Consider the following 19,721-nt stretch of genomic DNA (forward strand, 5'->3'; position numbering starts at 1 on the left):
CACAGACAACAAGCCCTTTCGGTTGCTTAAACAATTTTTACTTTCAAATATTGTCTAACTTTTGGGGGTCACTTCAGTTGGCAGGCGTTTTTTTATCGTTGATTACATGAAAAGTAAAGTTCAGCCAAATCTGCCAGCCGATCCAACGCGCGATGCAGCACGCGGCAGGCGGAAGATTTGTTGATATGCAGCTGTCGTGCAATTTCTTCAAAGGTCATTCCTTCAAAAAAATACATCGAAAGCACCTGCCGCTGCCGCTGCGTCAGCTCGGTTTTGATAGCGCGGTACAAAAAAGCGCGATATTCCTCCAACTGCCGCCGGTTGGTTTGTCCGCGAAAACAGCTCACCAGATCGGGGTAAGCATCCATGTTGTCACTCGAAAAATGTCGATTCATCCGCTTCACCTTCTTTAAATGTGATTCTCATGTGAATTTAAGATTAGATTAGCACATAAAACAGATGAAGTCAAGAATAAAATCACATAAATCATACAAAATTACTTGATAACCGCCTGATTATCTGTTAAAATACAAAATGAAAGATGTGATTTTGTGTGAAATGGAGGCCGCGATGTTTTCAAAAAAACTCAAACAACTGCGCAAAGAAAAAGGATACACCCAGAAACAGCTGGCAACACTGTTACAGACAGCAGAAAGCACCATTGGAATGTATGAGCAGGGAAGGCGGATGCCTGGACCAAAGATGGTGCACAAAATCGAGCAGGTGTTGGAATTGCCGGATGGCTATCTGATGCAGGAGCTGGAACAGGCGCAGGGAATCGACCTGCTGTCCAGCGAGATTAAGAGAAGATTGAGCCGCTGAGCTCGTTTAAGCTTCAGCTTCTGCGGGTTCAGCAGAAGGCTGATGCGCTGCGAGGATCCATTTTCCCTGGCGATAGCGCAGGAAGTAGAGGACAAAACGGACGATATTGTCCAGACACATAGCGGCGCAAACCCATGGCAGATCCTTGTGCAGCAGTCTGACCACGATGAGAGAACCGAGGATACGGACGCCCCACATCGAGAACAGAGTGATGACAAATGGGCTGCGGGTATCTCCGGCACCACGCAGAGCACCGGAAAGAACCATTGCCAGCATCTGTGGAACCTGGATGAATGCAAGGATGCGCAGCAGTTTGCCGCCCAAAGCAATGACGGCAGCATCTGGTGTGAACAGTGCGATGATGTTTTCTGCACCAAAGAATAGGAAACAGCTCATGACAAACATGACAAGAGAACCGATCAGCGAGGAGAGCCGGACATATTTTCTGGCCAGCTGTTCGTTGCGGGCGCCCAAAGACTGACCAACCAGAGTGGTTGCGGCAGTACCAAAAGCAAAGCCAGGCATAAAGCTCAGCGATTCTGCCTGTCCTGCCAGGGAGTTTGCCGCCAGAGAAATGGTACCCAGCGAAGCGATGATCGAGGAGGTTACCACGAAAGCGCCGGAGATGGTGAAACGTTCAAACATAACAGGGAGACTGACCTGAGCAACATCCTTGAGCGTTCCCCAGCTTGGACGGAAGCTTTCGTTGAGGAAGATGCGCATAGGGCCGGAGCGAGGAAGGAAACAGATCAGCAGCAGCACCAGCGAACCGAGGATACCGGAGGCAGCGGTGGAAAGAGCCGCACCGGCAACACCCATATCGGCGCCCCATACCGTAAAGGTGTGTCCAAAGAGGGTGACATCGTGGGTGTCATAGATCAGCAGATAGTTGCCGATAACGTTCAAAGCGTTGATGCCGACGTTGATAAGCATCGGAGTACGGCTGTCGCCAAAGCCGCGGTAGATAGCAGTCAGAACCATCAGCAGTCCACGGAACATCATGGCGCAGGCAATAATGCGGATATAGATCTGCGCATCGTCCAAAATTTCGGGAGCGCCGCCCATCCAAATCGGAATTTTGCGGGAAAGCGCAAAACACAGAACGGACAGAGGGATACCCAGACCGACGACGACAACGATCGACTGACGAATCAGCAGACGGCTGTATTCATATTGTTTAGCACCGACCGCCCGTGCAATCATGGTGGTAAAACCGACACCGAGTGCCATAATGACCGAGTTGATCAGGTTGATAGGGTTCTGGCTGATCGCGACCGAGGCGGTAGCTGTGGCGCCCAGCGAGCCGACCATGGCAGTATCGACCGACTGAACCAGAGAAACCAGGACCTGCTCAAGAAAGATCGGCCATGCCAGCATAACGATGACCTTAATGGGATTGCTGGCAGGGTCCGTTACAGAAACGATTCGATGCTTCATTAAAAACCCTCCTCAAATATACAAAACACGATAAAAAAAGTGGTGTTTCACGTCGGAAAAATAACGCAAAACAACCATATCGTTATGTTAAATATAGCATATTTTAAATATGATTACAAGGCAGGGGACTTCCATAAGATATTCTGGTTTTTTGTATATATTTTATAAAAATATTCGCTTTTCAGAAAATACTTCTTGTCAAAACGGGCGATTTATGGTATTACTGGATAGAGTGTCTATTTAAAAAAGAGGGTCGGCGAATCAGAGGAGAACAATGCCTTTACAGGGGCAGTCAAGTGCAAAAGAATCATCGGCCCAACGATAAAAGGGTGTATATTTTTACAATTATTATATGGTGATAAGGAGTGACACAGATGAGCAAAACAGCAGTTGTGCTGGCAGGAGGCGGTTCCCGAGGCGCTTATCAGATTGGCGTATGGAAAGCGCTTCGCGAACTGGGTATTGAATATCAGCTGGTTACCGGCACTTCCGTTGGTGCGCTCAATGGTGTGCTGATGGTGCAGGGCGATTTTGAAAAAGCGCTGCAAATCTGGGAAAATCTGTCCTCTCAGGACGTAGTAGGCGATATGCTGGAAGGCAAAGGAGAGCTGGACGACCGTCAGCTGACTCGAGTGTTTGCACATGAGGCATTGGCAAAGGGTGGAGCAGACATATCCGCTTTGGAAAAGTTTGTCAATTCGATGCTGGATGAACCTCTGTTCTGGAAATCGCCGGTGGACTTTGCACTGGTGACAGTGGAGTATCCGTCGATGAAGCCGCTGGAACTGGAGAAAAAAGACATTCCCCAGGGAATGCTGGGAGAGTATCTGTTGGCCTCAGCAGCGTGTTTTCCTGCGTTTCAGGCAAAGGAGATCGACGGAAAGAAATATATTGATGGTGGTTATCACGACAATATGCCGATCAATCTGGCGCTCAAAATGGGTGCAGATCAGATTATCGCCATTGATCTGGAATCGGTTGGGGTCAGCCGCAGGATCAAAAAGGGAGATCAAAAGATTGTTTTAATTCGCAGTCTCTGGCCGTTGGGTTCCTTTTTAAAGTTTGAAGGACAGCTGGCAAGGAGAAATATTCAGCTTGGATATCTGGACGCCTGCAAAGCATTTAATAAGGTAGACGGGCAGATGTATGCCTTTGTCAAGGACAGCGCGTTTTTCTATACGGCTGCGCTGCATGAAGCGATGGAAGAACTGGCACAGCAGGCAGAACAGAGGGAACCTAAAATTGTTTCTGCTGTGCAAAATGTGGTGCTGCACCGGATGCTGCGGGAGTTTCGCAAACGTTCACGTTATATGAGCACACCTCATTCCTTTACGCTCTCTCGCCAGATGATGATGGCGGCGGAGTATCTGGGAGAAATTTTGGGAGTCGACCCGCAAAAAGAATATCTCTTCGGGGATTTTCTGCAGCTTCTTTTGCAGAAGTCAGAGCAGTGCAGAGAAAAAACGGTGGATACAGAGGCATTTCATCCCGAACATTTTACCGATCTTCAGCGGATGGCGGAGGAGCTGCAAAAGCTGGATCGCTCCTTCCTGGTGCTGTTGATCCGGCAGCGGATCGAACATTTCCTGCAAGGCGGAGGCAGTCTGGCGGAGCTGGTGGTTGTTTCTGCCTTTTGGCGGGAATTTGTGGCAGCAGTATTTTTGTACCTGCTGGAACGGATTTCGTTTGAAGATATCATCGAATAGACAGAAACACAAAAAGCATATAAAATATGAAGAAGAGAACACAGGTTCATTTTAGATGCAGCATTTCCTGATATAACATCGGGAAACGCTGATGACAAGACGGAGGGATCTTATGAGAAAACCAGTGATTGCAATTACTCCCAAAAATGGGGAATATGAAAAAGAAGAAAGCAAGTTCTGCTATGCGCTGCCGCGCTTTATTCGGGCGATCCATGCCTGCGGAGGTATTCCGATTGCGCTGACCAACCTGGAGGATGGCTTTCATCCGTCCGATGTGACCTCTATTCTGGAGCATGTCGACGGAGTGCTGTTCAGCGGCGGTGCGGATATTCACCCTGGACTGTACGGTGAGGAAACGCTCGATTGCTGCGGAGAACTTCAGCCGGAGAGAGATGCGCTGGAAATTCCGCTGATGCAGGAGGCTGTCCGTATGAACAAGCCGGTGCTGGGTGTGTGCAGAGGATTTCAGATTATGAACGTGGCGCTGGGAGGAACACTGTATCAGGACATCAATTCCCAGCACAGCAGCTCGGTACATATTGAGCATTGCCGCGACAAGGAAGAGGAACAGGAAAAGCCGATGCACAAGGTCAATGTCATCCGCGATACCCCTCTGTACACCTTCAGCGGAGGACTCTTGCAGATCGGCGTCAATACCCTGCACCATCAGGCGATCAAAAAGCTGGCGGATCCGCTGCACAGCATGGCGACAGCGGACGATGGCATCATCGAGGCGGCATATCTGCCAGATAAAAAGTTTGTCATGGGTATCCAGTGGCATCCGGAATATCTGGGGCTGGGAGATAAAGTATCGGAAAATATTTTCTGCGCATTTATTGATGCCTGCTCCAAAGCATAAACGAAAGTTCGGCAAAAAGCGCTGTTTTCACAGGAAAACAGCGCTTTTTTCTATTAAACTTTTGTAGCATATTTGCGAAAAGGCACGCCTGCGCATCGGCCAAAATTTATTCACTGTGCCGTTTTGCAAAATTTGCTGTTGAAATTGTCGTGGGCTTATAGTATCATTATTAGAAATACAGGAGTTTCGTAAACCGGTTTTACAGACAAATTAATGTATCGAGGAGAGTTGAGATTATGGCATTTTATTTTAGTGAACCGTCCCACACCTTTGGCGAATATCTGCTGGTTCCTGGATATTCTTCTTCCGAGTGTATCCCAGCAAATGTCAGCCTCAAGACCCCACTGGTCAAGTTCAGAAAAGGCCAGGAGGAATGTCCGCTGACCATGAATATCCCGCTGGTATCTGCAATCATGCAGTCGGTATCCGACGACAACATGGCGATTGCACTGGCTAAAGAAGGCGGAATTTCCTTCATCTATGGCTCCCAGACCATCCAGGACGAGGCAGCGATGGTTGCAAGAGTAAAAAGCTATAAAGCAGGTTTTGTCACCAGCGATTCCAACATCAGCCCAGACAAGACTCTGAAGGACATCCTTGATCTGAAAGAGAAAACAGGTCACTCCACCGTCGCAGTTACCGAGGACGGCACTGCCACCGGCAAGCTGGTTGGTATCGTCACCAGCCGTGACTACCGTGTCAGCAGAATGAGCCTGGATACCCCTGTTTCCGAGTTCATGACCAAATATGAAAACCTCATCACCGCTGATGCAGACACCTCTCTGAAAGAGGCAAACGACATCATCTGGGATCATAAGCTCAATGCACTGCCGCTGGTAGATAAAAACCAGAGACTCAAATACTTTGTATTCCGCAAAGACTACTCCTCCCATAAAGAAAATGCAAACGAGCTGCTCGACCAGCACAAACGTTATGTTGTCGGCGCTGGTATCAACACCCGTGACTATGAGGAGCGTGTGCCTGCACTGGTAGAAGCTGGCGCAGACGTTCTGTGTATCGACTCCTCCGAAGGGTTCTCCGAGTGGCAGAAACGCACCCTCGACTTCATCCGTGCAAAATACGGCGACACCGTTAAGGTCGGCGCAGGCAACGTTGTTGACCGCGATGGCTTCCGCTTCCTGGCAGAAGCTGGCGCAGACTTTGTCAAAGTCGGTATCGGCGGCGGCTCCATCTGTATCACCCGTGAGCAGAAAGGTATCGGCCGTGGACAGGCTACCGCAGTCATCGAAGTAGCAAAAGCCCGCGACGAGTACTTCAAAGAGACTGGTATCTACGTTCCGATCTGCTCGGACGGCGGTATTGTTCAGGACTACCACATGACTCTGGCACTGGCAATGGGTTCTGACTTCATCATGCTGGGCCGTTACTTTGCACGTTTCGATGAAAGCCCAACAAACAAGGTCAATATCAACGGCAACTACATGAAAGAGTACTGGGGCGAAGGCTCTGCCCGTGCAAGAAACTGGCAGCGTTATGACCTGGGCGGCGACAAGAAGCTCTCCTTCGAGGAAGGCGTTGACTCCTACGTTCCATACGCAGGTTCGCTCAAGGATAACGTTAACCTCTCGCTGAGCAAGGTTCGTTCCACCATGTGCAACTGTGGCGCAATGACCATTCCGGAACTGCAGGAGAAAGCAAAGATCACACTGGTATCCTCCGTTTCGATCGTCGAAGGCGGTTCCCACGACGTTGTCCTCAAGGACAGCAACCGTCAGATCATCTAACGGTTTCTATGCGAAATTGAAAAAGACCTCACCAGCTGGTGAGGTCTTTTTTTGCTGTTTGACAAAGATATCAAAAATTCGCTGGCTGTGATATAATAAAGAAAACAGGAGGTGGAAGGTGTGAAAGGTTATCATATCGGTTTTTGTATCCGCAGAAAGCGGGAAGAACAGGGAGTCAGCCAGTCCCAACTGTGTTATGGTATCTGCGACCGCACCACCCTCTCGCGCATCGAGTGCGGAAAGAGCTAGGCAAGGATTTCATCAAAATAAAAACCCATCCTGTATAGGCTGGGTTTTTATTTTGATGAATCTATTAAGGGCAAGAGAAAATGAGGGGTTGTTATTGTGCATAGCCAAGAACACTACCGCTGTAAGGACCGAAATCTTCTTCTGCTTGTATTGGGAGATGATTAATGATATATTCAAATTCCAGTGTCAAAGAGAATGTTGCGCGGAAGTTAACACGATTGTTTCCAGATGTAGGCGTAGCACTTGTATTAATATTAAATAAATGATAGTCAAATGCACTACCAGCCCAGAAATAATCAATATTTAAATATGCGTTAGAATAATCAACAATTTGCCTGCTAGAGCTATCAAAAGAGTAATCGCCACTAACAGTATATGTCATTTCAAAAGTTTTTCCAGGAGAAAATTCTGTTGTTTCGTCTATAACATAAAAACTTTTTTCTACAGAACGATTAACAATTGTTCCTCGTGTGGATTTCTGTGTTTCATCTTCCCACATGATGCCGTACAGTTCATCCTTAAAAGCATCCCATAATACGCCATATTCTTCGGCAGCATAATATGAAGCATACTTATTGATGAAAATATTAGTGACATCATTCTGTCCTTTATCAAGTGCCTTGTATTCTTCAGGGTTATTAAAAAGATTATCGCACATCTCAATGAACTTTTCTGTGGGCTCTGTAAGACCTTGATTCGATGGAGCAGCAGCAAAGCATGATGTCGATACGATGAACGTCATAGCAATAGCTAGTGCGGTGCTAAAAACAGCTTTTAGTTTCTTCATAATAAGTTGACCTCCCTTATGTTTTCTACTGCATGTGATCGAAGATTATCAAACAAAGAACAACCGCATAAAAAGCAAAGGGTATGATTTTTCCAAGCAGATGTTCTTTCTGAATGATGACCAGATAAAGCAGAAATACTATACCGACAACGCATAAAAAACACGTCAAAAACGGTGAGTGCATAAAGAGACTGATTGTAAGAAGAGTGCTGATTATGGCAACTGCTTTCTCTGAAAAATCTTGATTTAGCATGAGATAATCTATCCATCCTCTGCATAGAGTTTTAGGAGCTCCTGATTCACATAATACCCTATAATATTCCAAAAATCAATGAGCAATTCACGCAATTATATTATTGCGTGAATTGCCTATTGACAAGGATGTAGTACTATGGTTATAGTTAATACGTTGCAACAAAAACAAGTGAAGAAAGGTTGTATATCGATGAAAAAATTTCTGGTTTCCATGCTTGCTGTTTTAATGATTCTTGTTGTTGTTCCACAGATATGTTTTGCGGACGATACAAATATTCCAGAAGAAGCAGTCAATGCAATTGACACCTATAAGTGTGTAGACGATCCTGATGGAGACGTAATGTAAAATTAAAGTTTCATTCCGAAAGTTTCTTCTGCATATTTACGGACGACATCACAACTTTTGCATTTTTTCATCAAACGATTGGCATAATAAGAATCTATAAGTCTAGATTTACTTTCTTCATCTTGTCCCAATGCATGAAGACTATAAGATATGTTTAGGAGAAGTCCTCCCATTTCCTGACATTTATTGTATTTCACACAGATGTCATATCCATACTGGGCAACTTCGATACATTCTTCATATCGTCTTTCTTTTCCCAATAATCGGGAATAATTATAAGCAAGTAATGATAAAACAGAAGCTCTTGCTTCGTTGTTCACTACTTGTTGTAAAGGGGATTTAAATAGTTGTTGATAAATGTAGATAGCATAGCGGCGGTCGCCTGTTTCCGAATAGGTAACTGCAATTTGATTTAAAATTTTTACTTCATCGATACTCAGAAGATAGTCGCCGATGTGGTCGAAATCAAAATCAGGATGGGTTATGCGGAGTGATTCTAATAATATTTCACGTGCAGTCGTATAATCTGTCCAACAGCATGCGAGTGCTTTGGAACGTAGAATGAACTGTTTTACGATCTTATCTTCGGAATCCGCAATTTTTTCAAGCTGCTTTATTTTTTCCGCTGCTTGCTCAAATTGCTTTTGTGTATTGAGGAATACAATCTCCTTTTGGAGATTTGATATTTCAAAATCTTTGGGACCCAACAGAATGGAAAACGGATCTTCATCCATGCCTAAACGTTGTAATAATGCTTTTAGAATACTAATGGATGGCTCATGTTTTCCTCGTTCGATGCGTGATAATGTTGAGTTATCACAAATCCCTTTGCAAAGTTCTTTCTGGCTGATTCCTTCTTTTTCTCGCTTTTGCTTGATGAAAAAACCAATGTGGTAAGCTTTCACAATAATCACCTCCTAATATGCATATTATAGGGTAAAAATTAAACCAAATCAAGCCACCGAAAAAGGACATCCGTTCGGATGTTCTTTTGCCCTCTTGACTTTGCGATCGTTGTAGAGTAATATGATGACAAGGTGAACATAAGCTTTTGCGGGAAAAAGGAGGCAATCCTATGAACAGACACCTTTGTAAAACTGCGAGAAAACTTGCCATTGTGATGGCGTGTGTGCTGGTTAGCCTCGGCTTGTCGGCGTGCAGCAAGGATGCTGCCAGCGGCTATCTTCCAGATGAGGGCGCTACCTGGGGCGACCTGTGCCGCGAGATGGACAAGTCGTGGTTTGAGTCGCAGCCCGATGAGGTGCAGGCAACGTTTGATGCTCTGACTCTGGGCGAAGTTCCACCCAAAGAGGTGGACGAAGAAGTACATACCATCCACGCATCGACACCGGTGATAGAGGTTGAGCAGGATGAGCAAAAGAATACCATCTTTGCCAAAGACCATGGCTGGCTGACCGGCGAAGGATTGGAACGAGAGATGGTGGAGCTGGGTCTGCTGCTCGACGAGCAGGAAGGCAGCGTTGACTATCAGGTGCTTGTCGCCTGCGAGGAGCTTGCGCCACAGGCAGCGGTCGTTGTTGCTCTATCCGACGCAGAAACAGGAGAATACCTTGCGGTCAAGATGCTGGACACCTCCATCGAGCAGATGGAACAGCTCGACGGCAGTTTTGACGGCTTGACCAGCGGTCACGAATATCAGGTGCAGGCGATTTCGCTGCTGACACCTCCCGACGGCTACACCAGCGATGGAGCCCTGTATGCAGCAGAAAGCGTCACTGCAAAATAAAATATGAGATCTCCTCAACACAACATCAATAAATTCCCAAAAGGAAAAGGACATCCGTTCGGATGTCCTTTTCTCGTGTATCCATTTTTGTAGGTTTCGCCTGCCTTTACCCTGACGGGAGAGTAACGCGAAGCGAACACTTTTTGTTCCCTTTTTATCCAAGCAAGGAAGGAGCGCCGCGAAGCGAATACTTTTCTTTTTGCTCCCTTTTTCTTTTAGCAAAGAAAAAGGGAAGTGCCGGTCATTGCTTTGGGCTGAGGCAGACCCAGAATCTGGAGCATGGTCGGCGCGATGTCTGCCAGTCTGCCTTCGTGCAGCTTGCAGTCGCCCTGACCGATGACCAGGAACGGAACTGGATTGGTGGTGTGTGCGGTGAATGGAGAACCGTCCTCCTCGTACATCTTGTCGGCGTTGCCGTGGTCGGCGGTCAGCAGAACGGTGCCCTGCATCGAGAGAACCTTCTCGATGATCTTGCCGGCACAGGTGTCGACTGCTTCCACTGCTTTGACAGCGGCATCGAATACACCGGTGTGTCCAACCATGTCGCAGTTTGCGTAGTTGAGGATGACAACATCATATTTGCCGCTGTCCAGACGGGCAAGCAGCTCATCGGTGACTTCGTATGCGCTCATCTCCGGCTTCAGGTCGTAGGTTGCAACCTTTGGAGAATTGATCAGTGCGCGATCCTCTCCTTCGGAGACGGTTTCCACGCCGCCGTTAAAGAAGAAGGTAACGTGTGCGTACTTTTCGGTTTCTGCAATGCGCAGCTGGGTCAGTCCTTTTTTGGAGATATATTCGCCAAAGGTGTCGTGCAGGCTCTGCGGTTTGAAGGCAACCTGTACGTTTGGCATGGTGGCATCGTACTGGGTCATGCAGACATAGTACAACGGGAAGAATTCGCGGGCAAATCCGGTGAAGTCCGGATCAACCAGAGTGCGGGTGATCTCTCTTGCACGGTCTGGACGGAAGTTAAAGAAGATGACCGAATCATTTGCGGAGATTCTGCCCTCTTCAGGATTGCCGATCACGCATGGAATGACAAATTCGTCGGTGACTTCGTTTGCATAGGAATCCGCCATCGCCTGGACGGCATCTTCACAGAGGACGCCTTTGCCGCGAACCAGTACATCGTATGCTTTTTCGACACGTTCCCAGCGGTTGTCGCGGTCCATTGCATAATAACGACCCATTACAGAAGCAATTTTTCCAATTCCAAGTTCGGAACATTTATTCTGGATCTGCTGTACAAAGTCCTTGCCGGAGGTAGGCGGAACATCTCTTCCGTCCATGAAGCAATGAACATAGACGTTGGAGAGGTTGTTTTTCTTTGCCATTTCCAGCAGACCATACAGATGTTCGATGTGACTGTGTACGCCACCGTCGGACAAAAGTCCCATTAAATGCAGGGAAGAATTGTTTTTCTTGCAATTTTCGACTGCACCCAGCAGTGCTTCGTTCTGGAAGAAGTCGCCGTCCTGAATGGATTTGGTGATGCGGGTCAGTTCCTGATAGACGATGCGGCCGGCGCCGATGTTGGTGTGTCCAACCTCGGAGTTGCCCATCTGACCATCCGGCAGACCGACATCCAGACCGGAGGCACCCAGCTGGGTGTGTGGATACTGAGCAAAATATTTATCGAGGTTTGGTGTTTTGGCAGCATGGATAGCGTTGCCGTTGTCGGAGTGATTGATACCGAAACCATCGAGAATCATTAAAACGAGTGGTTTTTTCATGGGAATACACCTTCTTTTGATACTGGAAGATTATAGGAATGTGGTGGATGAAAACTTTTGTTTTACAGACTACCTGTCTTTGCGCCGAAGGCAAATGGGCAATGTTTTGCTTTGTGATCAAAACAGGTTTTGCGTTCATTGCCCCCGAGAATGTCGCTGCGCTCCATTCTCCGAAAGTTTGGCTGAAAAGAACAGGGTGCAGGCTCAGCCTGCTTTTTGCTTACTATCGAAAGAGTGCCGCGAAGCGAACACTTTTCTTTTGGTCGGACAAATATGGAACATATTTTGTCCTCTTTTCTGCGCAAAGAAAAGGTAACTTAGCGGGCAGCGTCGATGATAGCTGCGAAGTCGGAAGCAACCAGTGCAGCACCGCCGATCAGACCGCCGTCAACATCCTCCTTGGAGAGCAGCTCTTTGGCGTTGCCTGGTTTCATCGAACCGCCGTACTGGATGGTCAGCGCGTCAGCAGCAGCTTTGGTGTAGAGTTTTGCAACCACGCCGCGGATGATAGCACAAACTTCCTCTGCCTGCTCTGCAGTAGCAGTTTTGCCGGTGCCGATTGCCCAAACTGGCTCGTAAGCGATGATAACGCGGGAAAGCTCCTCCTCGCTGACGCCGCCCAGTGCAACCTTGGTCTGCAGGCTGACAATCTCCTCGGTGATGCCCTGCTCGCGCTGTTCCAGCACTTCACCGACACACAGGATGACCTTCAAGCCTGCATCCAGTGCAGCACGGACGCGCGCGTTGACGGTCTGGTCGGTTTCGCCGAAGTACTGTCTGCGCTCGGAGTGGCCGATGATGACATACTCAACGCCCATTTCAGCCAGCATCTCAGCGGAGATTTCGCCGGTGAAGGCGCCGCTCTTTGCCCAGTGGCAGTTTTCAGCGCCAACATGCATGTTGGTGCCTTCGCACAGGGAAAGTGCAGTTTCCAGGTTGGTGTATGGTACGCACAGAACGACCTCACAGGCAGCGTCTTTTACCATCGGTGCCAGTTCGGTGATCAGTTTTTTTGCAGCGTTGCGATCGTTGTTCATCTTCCAGTTGCCGGCTACAACGGCTTTGCGGAGCTGTTTGTTCATATTCAAAAACATCCTTTCAGTAAAGTCTAATGTACATTGTATTTTGGCTGGACGGGATAACATCTGCCGGCAATTCCCACCGGAACATTGTGGCGGGACAAAAACAGCAGAATGCCGCCCAGATCAAAGAAAGCGAGAACGGTGTACAGTACTGCGCGGGATGGCTCGTAATCCATCGTCACGTAGTAAAAACTGAGCAGGTAAAATACCTTGTATGCGATACCCACAAGGCTTGCCAGGAACAAAAACAGCAGCAAAGCAAGCAGCAGAATGGGTACGTTGTAAAATAATGGGGAAAGAACAATAGCAATGATGACCAGGAAATAAAACAGCGGAGTCTGGATACCGCTGAGGATGGTCAGCCACAGATGCAAGGAGGTGTTTTTGTGCATCGCTGTGCTGTTATAACGGTCAGCAAGCGATCCCAGCAGAAAGTCTCTGGCGATGGGAATCCAGGCAAACCAGGGGTTTCTGACACCGGTGTTGCGGGCCATGCTGTAAAGTCCTACCGATCCGAGGATATACAATACCAGGCTGATCAGCGAAGAAAAACTAAACATCACGGGAACCAGGGTGCTGAAAATATGGGAAAAATCGGGATAATACATCATGATTCGAAGGTTCCTTTCGGGAAAAGTTGACAGGCAAAAAACAGATGCAAGAAGGTTCCTGCATCTGTTTTTAGAAACGTGCGATTATTTCTCGTTGAGAGCAGCGATACCAGGCAGCTCCAGACCTTCCAGGAATTCCAGCGAAGCGCCGCCGCCGGTGGAAATGTGGGTCATCTTGTCGGCAAAGCCCAGCTTGGTAACAGCAGCAACGCTGTCGCCGCCGCCGATGATCGAGATGGCGCCCGAAGCAGCGATTGCTTTGGCAACTTCCAGTGTGCCCTCTGCAAATGCAGCAAATTCAAATACGCCCATAGGACCGTTCCAGATGACGGTGCCGGCATCCTTGACAGCGTCGCAGAACAGTTCGATGGATTTTGGACCGATGTCCATACCCATCCATCCGTCTGGAATCCTGTCGGAATCAGCAAACTGGGTCTGGCAGTCCTCTGCGAACTTGTCGCCGAGTTTGTTGTCAACCGGCAGCAGGAATTTAACGCCTTTTTCTTCTGCTTTCTTGAGCATCTCTTTTGCAAGGTCAACCTTGTCGTCCTCGCACAGCGAAGCGCCGACGTTGTAGCCTTTTGCTTTGAAGAAGGTGTAAGCCATACCGCCGCCGACAATCAGGGTGTCAACCTTTTCCAGCAGGTTATTGATAACGCCGATCTTGTCGGAAACCTTAGCGCCGCCCAGGATAGCAACCAGCGGACGTTTTGGATTGTTGAGCGCCTGGCCCATCACCGAGATCTCTTTCTGAATCAGATAGCCGCAGACAGCCGGCAGGTAGGATGCAACACCGGTGGTGGAGCAGTGTGCGCGGTGCGCGGTACCAAATGCGTCGTTGACATAGATGTCAGCCAGCGAAGCCAGCTCTTTGGAGAAGTTTTCTTCGTTCTTGGTTTCTTCTTTTCTGAAGCGAACGTTTTCGAGCAGAATTACCTGACCCTCCTGCATTGCAGCGGAGAGAGCCTTTGCATTTTCGCCGACAACATTTTCATCTTTTGCAAGTTTTACTTCCTGACCAAGCAGCTCGGACAGTCTTGCAGCGACCGGAGCCAGCGAGAATTCCTCTTTGTATTCGCCCTTCGGTCTGCCCAGATGGGAGCAGAGGATGACCTTTGCATTGTGTGCAACCAGGTACTGAATGGTTGGCAGAGCAGCAACGATACGTTTGTCGTTGGTGATAACGCCGTCCTTGAGAGGAACGTTGAAGTCGCAGCGGACAAGCACACGTTTGCCGGCTACATCAATATCTTCGATGGTTTTTTTATTCAGAGAGTTCATCGTAAATGACCTGCCTTTCCTTTTATCACACCATTTTGGTGTTTGTAAAATCTGTGATTCACAAGGGAAATTTGTGCCCAAAATGCAGATGAGAATATCTACAATTTAAGTCTATTGTAATCTATCCCACCTCTTTTTGCAAGGGCAGAGGATATGGTTTTGCAGCATTTTAACAAAGGTTTTCCTTTTTGTGGTGTCCAAAGGAGAATCACAAAGATAAATTGTGTAATTTTTCACAAAGCTTTGCAGGAACGCCGTTGCACTGTCTGCGAGATAATGGCAAATTTGCAGGAAATCCTGCTTATTCTTGCAAAATAGAACAATTTCTTTGCAAAATACGGCTATCCCAGCACCTTTTTGGCGATGTCTGCGGATGCCTTGGCATCCTTTGCATAGAAGTCAGCGCCGATTTTTGCGGCATATTCCTCGGTCAGCACGGCACCACCCACCATGATTTTGCAGTCGAGTCCCTTTTGACGGAGGGCAGCGATGGTTTCCTCCATGCTTTTGAGGGTGGTGGTCATCAGGGCGCTGAGTCCCACCAGACGAATGTGATGCTGTTCCACAGCGGCGACCACCTGCTCGGCAGGGACATCCCGTCCGAGGTCGATGACCGGATAACCGTAGTTTTCCAAAATCACTTTGACAATATTCTTGCCGATGTCATGCACGTCGCCGTGGACAGTTGCCAGCACGATTCCTTTTTCGGAAAGGGACTGGGAAGAAGATTTTGCATTTGGATGAACGGAAAAATAGTTCTTAATTTCTTCAAATCCGGACTGAGCTGCCTGGGCGGACTGGATCATCTGAGGAAGAAATATTTTTCCGGTTTCAAACTCCTGTCCGACGATATCCAATGCAGGGATGAGTCGGGTGTTGATGATCTCCTCCGGCTCGACAGAGCCGAGCAGCGCAGCCACTTCGCGGCGCACCGATTCACCCAAACCTCGCTTGATGGCTTCGGTCAGGCTGTCGGCAGCTGCCTGAGCAGTGGGAGCTATTGTTGCTGCAACTGCAGCAGGTTTGGCACTGATGCGGGCAATTTCCTCAGGACGGCTGAAGTTTTCGATGTAGCGCGCAGCGTGAGCATCGTGGTTATAGAGCACCTCAAAGGCGCGGATGGCGTCGAGCATCGACGGGACGTTTGGATTGATGATCGGCAAATCCAGCCCTGCTTCCAGCGCCATCAGCAAAAAGCTGTGGTTTAACAGTTCACGGTTTGGCAGACCAAACGAAATGTTGGAAACACCCAGTACCGTTTTGACGCCGAGTTTCTCTTTGACCATCCGCATGGCTTTGAGCGTTTCGACGACCTCCTTCTGCTGTACCGAGGCGGTCAGCGTCAGACAGTCGACGAAGATGTCCTCCTTCGGGATGCCATATTCGGCGGCGCGGCGGACGATGCGCTCCGCGACAGCAAAGCGCTGCTCAGCAAGCAGTGGGATGCCGGTCTCATCCATGGTCAGAGCGACCACGGCAGCGCCATATTTTTTGACCAGCGGCAGGATGGTTTGCAGCGATTTTTCCTCGCCATTGACCGAGTTGACAATCGGCTTTCCGTTGTAGACGCGCAGAGCAGCCTCGACCGCCTTTGGATTGGAGGAGTCGATCTGCAAAGGGGTATCCAGCACACTTTGCAGTTTTTTGACAACGGCAGGCAGCATGACAGCTTCGTCGATGTCCGGCATTCCCATGTTGACGTCGAGAATGTCTGCACCGGCTTCCACCTGGGAGATGCCCTGGCTGAGGATGTAGTCAAAATCCTGCTCCACAATGGCCTGTTTCAGCCGCTTTTTGCCGGTAGGATTGATGCGCTCTCCGATGATGCGCACGCGGTCAACCGGCACAAAGCAGGTCGGCGTGCAGACGCCGGCAATACGGGTCGGTGCCGGCACCGAACAAGGCGTGTGTCGATCGAGCATTTGACGCAGTGCACGGATAAACGCAGGGTCGGTGCCGCAGCATCCGCCCATCATGCAGATGCCAAGCGGCAGATATTCCTCCATGCAGGCGGCGAACTGGTTGGCGTCGATCGAGTAGAGGTTGGTCTGTGGGTCGGGAAGTCCTGCGTTTGCCTTGATGAAGATAGGGAGCGAGGTGTGCTCACGAAGCTCCCGAGCAAGCGGCAGCAGCTCCACCGGTCCCAACGAGCAGTTAAAGCCGATGGCGTCGGCGCCGAGTCCCTCAATGACGGCAGCCATCGAAGAGATGCAGCAGCCGGTAAAGGTGCGGCCGTTCTGCTCAAAGGTCATGGAAACGAGCAGCGGCAGCTGTTTGCCGAGCTTCTCACAGGTTTCTTTGGCGGCGAGGATGCCGGCTTTGACCTCGTACAGATCGGTCATCGTTTCCAGCACGATGAGGTCGGCGCCGGCAGCGATACCGGCATTCATTTCCTCGGCAAAGATATCATAGGCCTGCTCAAAGGTGAGGGTGCCAGTCGGCTCCAGCAGCTCTCCAATAGGACCGACATCCAGCGCAACCAGTGCATCGGTGCCGCTGGATGCAGCCTTTGCATTTTGAATGGCCGCGGTGATGACCTGCTCGACGGTGTAGGAGCAGCCTGCCAGCTTTTTGCGGTTGGCTCCAAAGGTGTTGGCATAGAGGATGTTGGAGCCGGCTTGCAGGTATTCGCGGTGTACCTGGGTGACGACCTCAGGGTGAGTGAGGTTGAAGGTCTCGGGCTGGACGCCCAGCGGCAGACCGCGCTTTTGCAGCTGGGTGCCCATCGCTCCGTCCAGAAGCCAGAAGCGGTCGGCACGCTGCAAACAATCAATCAGAATATTTTCCACAAAAGACACCCTTTCTTCGTAATTCACAGTCGTTGTTTCGAGGACAGATGGCGCAGGGGAGAGCAGTCTCATTAGGAACGACACCCTCCGGCAGAATACCTGCCACTGCTGTCACCGATTTGATGGGAATGAGCATCCCGGATGGACTTAATGTCAGCCCGATCCTACGTCCGGCATCGAGCACACGCAAGAAATCTCCCTGTGCGATGAGCGGCAGGTCGCCGTAGCCACAGCTGAAACGGGTGGTCAGGCTTTTTCCCAAGGTCAGGGCAATCTGCTGCTGAGCGCCGTCGCAGACTTCCTCGATGGCGGCGGAGGCGGCTGCATCCAGCCACAGCGCCTGAGCCATGTCGCAAACCTGGGTGCGCCGGATGAGCGCGTCCACCTGCGGACCCAGTGTGGCACACAGCAGAACACAGTCGCTGCACCCTGACAGATGGCGGCGGATGTCCTGCCCTGTCAGAAAGGAGTCGAGCAGCGGCTGCACCGAATCGATTTGATAGTGATACCTTGGCTGCGCACAGTCCAGCACCTTTTGGCAGGCAGTCTGTGCCTGCTGCAAAAAGGCGTCCGGCAGCGGGTCGGGAGGTTTTGTTCCCAGTGCATAGCGCAGCACCTCCCGAATAGGGATGGAGGTCAACCTGTACTGCATGAGGACACTCCTTTAGCGGTTGGAACAGCGGATCAGGCTTGCCACCGACTGACTGATTCTGCGTGCAATGAGCGGATTGTTCATGGTGTACAGATGGATGCCCTGCACGCCGTTGGAGATGAGGTCGACAATCTGCTCCACCGCATAGGCGATGCCTGCATCCTGCATGGCGACGGGATCATCGCCATAACGGTGCATGATCTTTACAAACTTTTTGGGCAGGCTGGCGCCGCACAGCGACACCATCCGTTCAATCTGTTTGCGGTTGGTCACCGGCATGATGCCCGCTTCCACCGGCACCATGATACCGGCCTCACGCACACGGTAAAGGAAGTTATAAAAGTCATTGTTGTCAAAAAACAGCTGGGAAATCAGATGGGAAGCACCGGCGTCCACCTTTTCCTTCAGATGGAGGATGTCCTCCTCCATATCGGGACATTCAGGGTGTACCTCGGGATAGCAGGCGGCAGCAATGTCAAAGTCACCGTGGCTGTGCAGCTCCCGAATCAGATCACCGGCATAGTGGTAGTCGGTCTGAGGCGGAACATTGGGGTTAATATCTCCGCGCAGTGCCAGAATATTTTCGATGTCGTTCTGGCGCAGGTCATCCAGCACCTGACCGATGTGTTCCCGTGTCGAATTGACACAGGTCAGGTGGGCCAGAGGTTCGATATGATACTTGTGCTTGATGGTGGAGGCAATCTCCACCGTTGAGCGGTCGGCAGGATTGCCGCCCGCACCGTAGGTGACGCTGATAAAGTCAGGGGAAAGATCGACAAGCTCCTCCAGGGTGTCATAGATGGTCTGAATCGAGCTGGTCTTTTTGGGAGGGAACACCTCGAAAGAATAGACGATTTTCTTTTGTTCAAATAGTGAGTTTAATTTCATCTGTCCTCAAGCCTTTCATGATTTTTTTATTACACAGTTTGTACGCAAATTCGGAATCAAACAAAAAACGATTTATTACATTATAGGGAAAAAGCGGTTCGATGTAAAGGAAAAATATCAAACACGAGGGTATCCCGAACCGGACAGAGAAAAACGAGATAATTGTCGGAGGACCTTGCCCGAAGGAGATGGCTATGTTATAATGAAGGTCAACAATGATAAGGAGGGATACAAACGATGGAAATTCGTGATTTCAGACCAGAGGACCGACAGGAATATCTGGACATGTCGGTTGATTTTTATTCGGGAGATGCGTCCCTGTTTGATGTGGATATGAAAAAGTTTGAGGATACCTTTGAAATCGGAGTCAAAGGCTCTCCATTGATGCGTGGACTGACCATCACCGAGGGAGAAGAAATCATCGGCTATGGTCTGCTGGCGCTCTACTGGAGCTGTGAAGCGGGCGGATTTACCGTACAGGTGGAGGAACTCTACTTTAAGCCGCAGATCCGCGGCAAAGGCTGCGGACATAAGTTTTTCCAGTGGCTGTTTGAGGAATACCCGCAGGCAAAACGTTTCCGCCTGGAGGTGTGTCCACACAATCCAAAGGCAAAGTTGTTGTACAGCCGTTTAGGGTTTAAAGATCTGGATTACGGACAGATGATTTTGGACAGATAAATGACAGAAAATAAAACAGGACGCCCAAAGCATTGCTTTGGGCGTCCTGTTTGT

Annotated in this window: 19 protein-coding genes; 8 read left to right on the top strand and 11 right to left on the bottom strand. The window is 49.4% G+C overall.

Annotated features, from left to right (window positions below; genetic code table 11):
• Positions 1 to 92: 92 nt before the first annotated feature.
• Positions 93 to 395, bottom strand: coding sequence for a sigma-70 family RNA polymerase sigma factor (locus tag Q0L39_RS01400; RefSeq protein ID WP_296626554.1), 303 nt, complete (start codon positions 393 to 395; stop codon positions 93 to 95).
• 175 nt (positions 396 to 570) lie between these two features.
• Between Q0L39_RS01400 and Q0L39_RS01405 the strand changes: the two genes are divergently transcribed.
• Entirely contained in the window at positions 571 to 822 is a 252-nt protein-coding gene (locus tag Q0L39_RS01405; RefSeq protein ID WP_296626555.1) for a helix-turn-helix transcriptional regulator, read from the top strand.
• Between the two features lie 6 nt (positions 823 to 828).
• Here Q0L39_RS01405 and Q0L39_RS01410 read toward each other — a convergent pair whose 3' ends face one another.
• Complete coding sequence (locus tag Q0L39_RS01410; protein ID WP_296626556.1) at positions 829 to 2,259, bottom strand: MATE family efflux transporter; 1,431 nt, start codon at positions 2,257 to 2,259, stop codon at positions 829 to 831.
• Positions 2,260 to 2,633: 374 nt separating this feature from the next.
• Here Q0L39_RS01410 and Q0L39_RS01415 point away from each other — a divergent pair, with 374 nt between their 5' ends.
• The 4 genes from Q0L39_RS01415 to Q0L39_RS01430 all read left to right on the top strand — a co-directional run bounded on the left by Q0L39_RS01415 (position 2,634) and on the right by Q0L39_RS01430 (position 6,818).
• Positions 2,634 to 3,965 (top strand): patatin-like phospholipase family protein, encoded by a 1,332-nt coding sequence (locus tag Q0L39_RS01415; protein WP_296626557.1) that lies wholly within the window; start codon positions 2,634 to 2,636, stop codon positions 3,963 to 3,965.
• 112 nt (positions 3,966 to 4,077) lie between these two features.
• Complete coding sequence (locus Q0L39_RS01420; RefSeq protein ID WP_296626558.1) at positions 4,078 to 4,824, top strand: gamma-glutamyl-gamma-aminobutyrate hydrolase family protein; 747 nt, start codon at positions 4,078 to 4,080, stop codon at positions 4,822 to 4,824.
• A gap of 236 nt (positions 4,825 to 5,060) precedes the next feature.
• Complete coding sequence (locus tag Q0L39_RS01425; RefSeq protein ID WP_296626559.1) at positions 5,061 to 6,569, top strand: IMP dehydrogenase; 1,509 nt, start codon at positions 5,061 to 5,063, stop codon at positions 6,567 to 6,569.
• A 120-nt stretch (positions 6,570 to 6,689) separates the two neighbouring features.
• Positions 6,690 to 6,818, top strand: coding sequence for a helix-turn-helix transcriptional regulator (locus tag Q0L39_RS01430; protein WP_296626560.1), 129 nt, complete (start codon positions 6,690 to 6,692; stop codon positions 6,816 to 6,818).
• A 91-nt stretch (positions 6,819 to 6,909) separates the two neighbouring features.
• Here Q0L39_RS01430 and Q0L39_RS01435 read toward each other — a convergent pair whose 3' ends face one another.
• Positions 6,910 to 7,605 (bottom strand): hypothetical protein, encoded by a 696-nt coding sequence (locus Q0L39_RS01435; protein WP_296626561.1) that lies wholly within the window; start codon positions 7,603 to 7,605, stop codon positions 6,910 to 6,912.
• A 391-nt stretch (positions 7,606 to 7,996) separates the two neighbouring features.
• Here Q0L39_RS01435 and Q0L39_RS01440 point away from each other — a divergent pair, with 391 nt between their 5' ends.
• Positions 7,997 to 8,206, top strand: coding sequence for a hypothetical protein (locus Q0L39_RS01440; protein WP_296626562.1), 210 nt, complete (start codon positions 7,997 to 7,999; stop codon positions 8,204 to 8,206).
• 2 nt (positions 8,207 to 8,208) lie between these two features.
• Here Q0L39_RS01440 and Q0L39_RS01445 read toward each other — a convergent pair whose 3' ends face one another.
• Positions 8,209 to 9,111 carry a helix-turn-helix domain-containing protein gene (locus tag Q0L39_RS01445; protein ID WP_296626563.1) on the bottom strand — a complete coding sequence of 301 codons (903 nt, stop codon included), beginning with the start codon at positions 9,109 to 9,111 and terminating at the stop codon, positions 8,209 to 8,211.
• Between the two features lie 170 nt (positions 9,112 to 9,281).
• Between Q0L39_RS01445 and Q0L39_RS01450 the strand changes: the two genes are divergently transcribed.
• Positions 9,282 to 9,953, top strand: a complete 672-nt coding sequence (locus tag Q0L39_RS01450) for a hypothetical protein (protein ID WP_296626564.1) — start codon at positions 9,282 to 9,284, stop codon at positions 9,951 to 9,953.
• A 215-nt stretch (positions 9,954 to 10,168) separates the two neighbouring features.
• Here Q0L39_RS01450 and gpmI read toward each other — a convergent pair whose 3' ends face one another.
• The 7 genes from gpmI to metF all read right to left on the bottom strand — a co-directional run bounded on the left by gpmI (position 10,169) and on the right by metF (position 18,989).
• Positions 10,169 to 11,686, bottom strand: a complete 1,518-nt coding sequence (gene gpmI / locus Q0L39_RS01455; RefSeq protein ID WP_296626565.1) for a 2,3-bisphosphoglycerate-independent phosphoglycerate mutase — start codon at positions 11,684 to 11,686, stop codon at positions 10,169 to 10,171.
• Positions 11,687 to 12,003: 317 nt separating this feature from the next.
• Positions 12,004 to 12,768 (bottom strand): triose-phosphate isomerase, encoded by a 765-nt coding sequence (gene tpiA / locus Q0L39_RS01460; RefSeq protein WP_296626566.1) that lies wholly within the window; start codon positions 12,766 to 12,768, stop codon positions 12,004 to 12,006.
• 26 nt (positions 12,769 to 12,794) lie between these two features.
• Positions 12,795 to 13,379, bottom strand: a complete 585-nt coding sequence (locus tag Q0L39_RS01465) for a hypothetical protein (RefSeq protein ID WP_296626567.1) — start codon at positions 13,377 to 13,379, stop codon at positions 12,795 to 12,797.
• A gap of 84 nt (positions 13,380 to 13,463) precedes the next feature.
• Complete coding sequence (locus Q0L39_RS01470; protein WP_296626568.1) at positions 13,464 to 14,660, bottom strand: phosphoglycerate kinase; 1,197 nt, start codon at positions 14,658 to 14,660, stop codon at positions 13,464 to 13,466.
• 341 nt (positions 14,661 to 15,001) lie between these two features.
• Positions 15,002 to 17,449: a homocysteine S-methyltransferase family protein gene (locus tag Q0L39_RS01475; RefSeq protein WP_296626569.1), complete on the bottom strand. Its 2,448-nt coding sequence runs from the start codon at positions 17,447 to 17,449 to the stop codon at positions 15,002 to 15,004.
• Positions 17,430 to 18,101: a hypothetical protein gene (locus tag Q0L39_RS01480; protein ID WP_296626570.1), complete on the bottom strand. Its 672-nt coding sequence runs from the start codon at positions 18,099 to 18,101 to the stop codon at positions 17,430 to 17,432. The genes Q0L39_RS01475 and Q0L39_RS01480 overlap by 20 nt, the downstream gene beginning before the upstream one ends.
• 12 nt (positions 18,102 to 18,113) lie before the next feature.
• Positions 18,114 to 18,989 carry a methylenetetrahydrofolate reductase [NAD(P)H] gene (metF, locus tag Q0L39_RS01485; RefSeq protein ID WP_296626571.1) on the bottom strand — a complete coding sequence of 292 codons (876 nt, stop codon included), beginning with the start codon at positions 18,987 to 18,989 and terminating at the stop codon, positions 18,114 to 18,116.
• 237 nt (positions 18,990 to 19,226) lie between these two features.
• Between metF and Q0L39_RS01490 the strand changes: the two genes are divergently transcribed.
• Complete coding sequence (locus tag Q0L39_RS01490; protein ID WP_296626572.1) at positions 19,227 to 19,667, top strand: GNAT family N-acetyltransferase; 441 nt, start codon at positions 19,227 to 19,229, stop codon at positions 19,665 to 19,667.
• Positions 19,668 to 19,721 lie beyond the last annotated feature (54 nt).

Source organism: uncultured Negativibacillus sp. (assembly GCF_944388365.1).
Classification (GTDB): Bacteria; Bacillota; Clostridia; order Oscillospirales; family Ruminococcaceae; genus Negativibacillus.